This window comes from Acinetobacter sp. UBA2063, from assembly GCF_002333245.1.
GTDB lineage: Bacteria > Pseudomonadota > Gammaproteobacteria > Pseudomonadales > Moraxellaceae > Acinetobacter > Acinetobacter parvus.
In genome coordinates this window covers 1-5646 of the sequence record NZ_DDAH01000039.1, presented here as the reverse complement: position 1 = coordinate 5646, position 5646 = coordinate 1, and the positions used below count along the sequence as shown (strand labels likewise).

General features: G+C 40.4%; 5 protein-coding genes. All 5 read right to left on the bottom strand.

Features of this window, described 5'->3' with window-relative positions:
* Nucleotides 1-443, bottom strand: a 443-nt coding sequence (locus B4H32_RS01975; protein ID WP_286799556.1) for an ATP-binding cassette domain-containing protein, incomplete at its 3' end; no start/stop codon positions are given.
* Nucleotides 444-512: 69 nt separating this feature from the next.
* Complete coding sequence (locus tag B4H32_RS01970; protein WP_286799552.1) at nt 513-1388, bottom strand: MetQ/NlpA family ABC transporter substrate-binding protein; 876 nt, start codon at nt 1386-1388, stop codon at nt 513-515.
* 612 nt (nt 1389-2000) lie between these two features.
* Complete coding sequence (gene purD / locus B4H32_RS01965) at nt 2001-3287, bottom strand: phosphoribosylamine--glycine ligase (protein WP_004682619.1); 1287 nt, start codon at nt 3285-3287, stop codon at nt 2001-2003.
* A gap of 90 nt (nt 3288-3377) precedes the next feature.
* On the bottom strand, nt 3378-4952 hold the full coding sequence (gene purH / locus B4H32_RS01960; protein ID WP_004682618.1) for a bifunctional phosphoribosylaminoimidazolecarboxamide formyltransferase/IMP cyclohydrolase: 1575 nt from the start codon (nt 4950-4952) through the stop codon (nt 3378-3380).
* Between the two features lie 80 nt (nt 4953-5032).
* Nucleotides 5033-5302, bottom strand: coding sequence for a DNA-binding transcriptional regulator Fis (gene fis / locus B4H32_RS01955; RefSeq protein ID WP_001086304.1), 270 nt, complete (start codon nt 5300-5302; stop codon nt 5033-5035).
* Nucleotides 5303-5646: the final 344 nt, after the last annotated feature.

Sequence of the window (5646 nt, the reverse complement as noted above, 5' to 3'; positions counted from 1 at the left end):
CGTTGTTTTTGTCCACCTGAAAGTTCGTCAGGGTAGGCATCTTTTTTATGTTTGAGATCAATAAAATCTAGCAGTTCAGCTAAACGTTTCTCTCGTTCCGCCTTGCTGTGACCAAGTAGCCTAAGTGGCATTTCAATGTTTTCAGACACCGTTTTGGTTTGTAATAAATTGAAGTGCTGAAAAATCATGCCAATATTTGCACGTTCTTGACGAAGAGTGCGTGCATCCATTGCAGTAAAATCTTTTTGATTGATGATGACCTGCCCTTCGGATGGGCGTTCAAGCAAGTTAATCAGTCGGATTAAGGTACTTTTACCTGCACCACTATAGCCAATAATGCCAAAGATACTTCCCGCTGGAATCTCTAAATTGATTTGATCCAGCGCGTTGATCGTTTGACCTTTTAGCTGATAGCGTTTTGAAATATTTTTAAATTGGATCATGTTCGTCAATACTAGGCAAAAAAGAAAAACAGGCAAAATTATTTTGCCTGTTTTATTGAGACGATTATATTACGGATTTGCTTCTGTGAGATAGCTTATCGGTTTGTTTACGTCAACTTTAGTGCCCGCAAAGTGTTCCTGTACATATTGCTTGACTGCTTCGGTATGATAAAGCGCGCCGACTTTTTGCAATACTGGATCATCTTTACGAGATTCAGCCGTTGCTAAAACATTGACATTCAATTTAGTGCTTTGATTAATTGGTTCGTAATAGATTGCATCTTTAAGAACGTTCAAACCACCTTCCATCGCAAGGGTGTTACCTAACAAGATTGCATCAACCTCGTCTTTTACACGTACAGCAGTTGCCATCTGAATCGGCTTGATTACAATTTTCTTGCTGTTTTCAATGATGTCGGCAGGCGTACCTTTCACTGGGTCAAAGTCAGGTTTTAACTTGATCAAGCCAGCGCTTTGTAAAAGTAATAATGCACGGGATTCATTGGCACCATCATTTGGAATGGCAATGGTTGCACCCTGGGCAAACTCTTCAACTTTCTTCACCTTGTTTGAATAAATCCCCATAGGTTCTAAATAAGTGGTTGAAACAGGCGCGATCTTGTCTTTGTTGGCTGCGTTGAAAGCAACCAGATAAGCATAAGACTGGAATGCGTTGAGATCAACTTCCTTATTGGCAACCGCGGTGTTCATTGCCACATAATCCGTGAAGTTTTTCACTTCCAGTTTAATACCTGCAGCCTTGGTTTCTGGCAGGCTGGCAATATGGCGCCAAATATCAGCGTCTGAACCTGTAGATGCGATAACAACAGTCTGGAGGCCCGCAGCATCATTTTTTTGTTCACTCGATGCGGTATCTGGCTGTTTACTGCATGCTGCAAGTAGTAGCACAGATACACTTAAAAAAAGGCTAATCAGCTTTTTCATGTATAAATCCTAATCGGAACAATGCCGAGAACATTATGATTTCTCAAGCATCAATCATTGCAATGGGTTTGTATGTTGCAAATTGGCATCCTCATTCAACAATCATATGAATTGTTTTTAATTTCTAATCCAGAAGACTGTTTGCAACAACACAAGAAATAGATGAATATTCAAATTCCAGTTGGTCTATCCCGTGTCTGGAAAATCTCTATCCAATTATTCCTTAAATTAAATTGGGAGCTGAATACAATAGAATATTGATGTTTTATTTTATTAAATGATTGAAAATAATCATGAATAATCTAAAACAACAATTGAGCTGTATTCAAGATTTTAGCAATCATAGCAATAATTTACCAACTGATACAGGGGCGGTATTTGTGTTTGGATATATAAGCATATGATTATTTGAGGGAAATTTTGTTGAAAGTAAATATAAACTGATGATAGTTTTATAAATTTTTTTAAATGTGGGGTTGAGTGATTTACGGGAAAATAAATATATGTTTTTCTGAATTTTATATTTAAGTAATGAATATAGAAGTTTGATTTATTGCCTATTAAAGAATAAAAAAGCTTTCCAAGGAAAGCTTTTTTATCAATTAGATTGGCTTATTCTGCCTTTTCACGCGCAATGGCACGGTAACCAATATCGCTACGGTATTGCATACCCGTAAATGTCACTTGACCACACACTTCTAAAGCATTGATCTGGGCTTCAAGTACTGTATCACCTAACGCTGTTACACAAAGAACGCGACCTCCAGCCGTTATGATATGGCCATCTTCAGTGGTAGCTGTACCTGCATGGAAGATCTTAGTATCTTCAGGAGATTGTCCGATACCAGAAATCACATCGCCTTTACGGACTGTATCAGGGTATCCTTCAGCTGCAAGTACAATACCGATGGATTTACGTTCATCCCACTCAGCTTCTTTTGGAAGATTGCCCGCAATACCTGCTTCAACCAAATCTACTAAAGATGATTTTAAACGCATCATAATCGGTTGTGTTTCTGGATCACCGAAACGACAGTTGAATTCAATAACGCGTGGTTGACCTTGTTCATCAATCATTAAGCCAGCATATAAGAAACCTGTGTAAACATGACCATCAGCTGCCATACCATCAACGGTAGGGCGCATGACTTCATTCATTACACGTTCAAATACTTCTGGTGTAACAACTGGAGCAGGAGAGTAAGCACCCATACCACCAGTATTTGGCCCTTGGTCACCTTCAAAAATACGTTTATGGTCTTGTGAAGTTGCCATCGGTAAAATGTTGTTGCCATCAATCATGCAAATGAAGCTAGCTTCTTCACCATCAAGGAATTGTTCAATGACAACACGTGAACCAGCATCACCAAACTTGTTGCCTGCAAGCATATCGTCTATTGCAGCAAAAGCTTCTTCGTTGGTCATTGCAACGATTACACCTTTACCTGCCGCTAAGCCATCGGCCTTGATCACGATTGGTGCGCCATGCTGTTCGATATAAGCTTTTGCAGCGTTCACTTCGGTAAAGACGTCATAAAATGCGGTTGGGATGTCATGGCGCTTCAGGAAATGTTTAGCGAATGCTTTAGAACCTTCAAGCTGTGCAGCGTACTGAGTCGGTCCCCAGATTTTTAAACCTGCTTCACGTGCTGCATCAACCACGCCATTTACTAAAGGTGCTTCAGGACCAACAATCACCAATGCCACATCATTTGCCTTTGCAAATTCGATAATGGCAGGATTATTTAAAATATCGATATCAACGTTTTGACACTTATCTTCGGTTGCTGTGCCTGCATTACCCGGCGCAACAAAAACTTGTGTTACTTTTGCATCTTGTGCGATTTTCCATGCAAGTGCATGTTCACGGCCACCGCTGCCCAAAACTAAAATATTCATTTTAAAGTTATTCCCTTTTTCAGTATTTAAGAATATACCTGTTAAAAATAAAAAAGTCCCTCTTTGAGCAAGAGGGACTTCAGGGATATATTAATGACGGAAGTGACGCATACCCGTAAACACCATTGCAATACCTGCCTCGTCAGCAGCGGCGATAGTTTCTTCGTCACGCATTGAACCACCTGGCTGGATAATACATTTAATGCCAGCTTTAGCCGCATTATCAATACCATCACGGAATGGGAAGAATGCATCAGATGCCATGACCGCACCTTCAACCACTAAGCCAGCATGTTCAGCTTTGATCGCAGCAATACGAGCAGAGTTCACGCGGCTCATCTGACCTGCACCTACACCAATGGTTTGACGGTTTTTGGCATAAACAATTGCGTTTGATTTCACATATTTTGCAACTTTCCATGCAAAGATGAGATCATCAATTTCCTGTTCAGTTGGCGCGCGTTTAGTCACAACCTTAAGGTCATCTTTGGTGATCATGCCCAAGTCTTGATCTTGCACCAGTAAACCGCCGTTCACGCGTTTATAGTCAAGTTGAGCGGTACGTGCATCAATGGCTGGAAGTTCACCACACACCATGACACGAACATTCTTTTTCGCACCAGTAACTTCAAGTACACCGTCAGCAATGCTTGGTGCAATAATCACTTCAACGAATTGGCGATCTACAATTGCCTGAGCCGTTGCAACATCAAGCTCACGGTTGAATGCAATGATGCCACCAAACGCAGATTCAGGATCAGTTGCATAAGCAAGATCATAAGCCGCATGGATACCATCTAATGAAACTGCAACGCCACATGGGTTTGCATGTTTAACGATGACACAAGCAGGTTTTGCAAATGATTTAACACACTCAAGTGCCGCATCTGTATCTGCAATATTGTTATAAGACAATTCTTTGCCTTGTAATTGTTTGGCAGTTGAAACTGATGCTTCTTTAGCATTTGCTTCAACATAGAATGCTGCATTTTGATGAGGGTTCTCACCATAACGCAAATCTTGAGCTTTATTGAGTTGGGTGTTGAACGTGCGAGGGAATAAATCTGCTTCACCTTCAGCCTTGCCAACACGTGCTCCTAAATAAGATGCAATCATGCCATCATATTGTGCTGTGTGCTCAAACGCTTTTACCGCTAAGTCGAAACGAGTCGCGTAAGAAAGTGCACCATTATCTTTTAATTCAGCAACGACTAAATCATAGTCAGAAGCATTTACAATAATACCCACAGAAGCATGGTTCTTCGCTGCTGCACGCACCATTGTTGGACCGCCGATATCGATATTTTCAATCGCATCTGCAAGAGAGCAGTTTGGTTTAGCAACTGTAGCTGCAAATGGATAAAGGTTTACTACGACAAGATCAATTGCATCGATATTGTGTTCTTGCATCACAGCTTCGTCTAGACCGCGACGCGCCAAGATACCACCATGAATTTTTGGATGTAGTGTCTTAACACGACCATCCATCATTTCAGGAAAACCTGTATGTTCAGAAACTTCTACTACAGCGATATTGTTGTCTTTAAGCAACTTATAAGTACCGCCCGTAGATAAGATTTCTACCCCTAATCCAGCAAGGTTTTGAGCAAATTCAACGATTCCAGTTTTGTCGGAAACAGAGATTAAAGCACGTTTGATAGTCATGATTCTAGTCAACAGTTTGAAGTCTACAGATTAAAACAAAGGCAAAAAAAATGCCCACGAGAACGTGAGCATTTTATCAATTATTCACTCATTAAACCGTGAGCTTTTAACTTTTTACGTAAAGTTCCGCGGTTAAGGCCTAAAATCTCAGCAGCGCGCGTTTGATTGCCACGAGTGTATTCTAAGACCACAGATAAAAGAGGTTTCTCCATTTCTGCCAGCACCATGTCATATACCTGAGATGGTTGCTCACCTTGCAATTGTGCAAAATAATGACGAACTGCGCGATCTACGTGGATGCGAAGAGCGACATCAGATTGAGCCGTAAAAATAGGAGATTTGCTATTCATGCGTGTTAATCCGAAAAATCAAAATATCACTTGGATAAAGTGATAGGTAAATGTGGTCTAAATTACTGAGTCCTGTTTTAGATCCTAAAACAGTGACTCTAAAACAAAAGGACTATTAGCTTGCCACAAATCCTCGAATTGTGTAAAAAATAAGCGTAACAATAGTTAAATATTTGTTACCGCCTACTTTCAAAAACAAAAAAACCAACAATGCGCTTATTGGGTAAAAGCACAGTTCGTTTAACGATTTTATTGTCTGTAAATTACGAGGAGTAAGTGGGTCAAAGCATTCGTGGCGCGTATCATACCACTGTCAGCGAAAAAGTGAGCAAATTAACTGCACT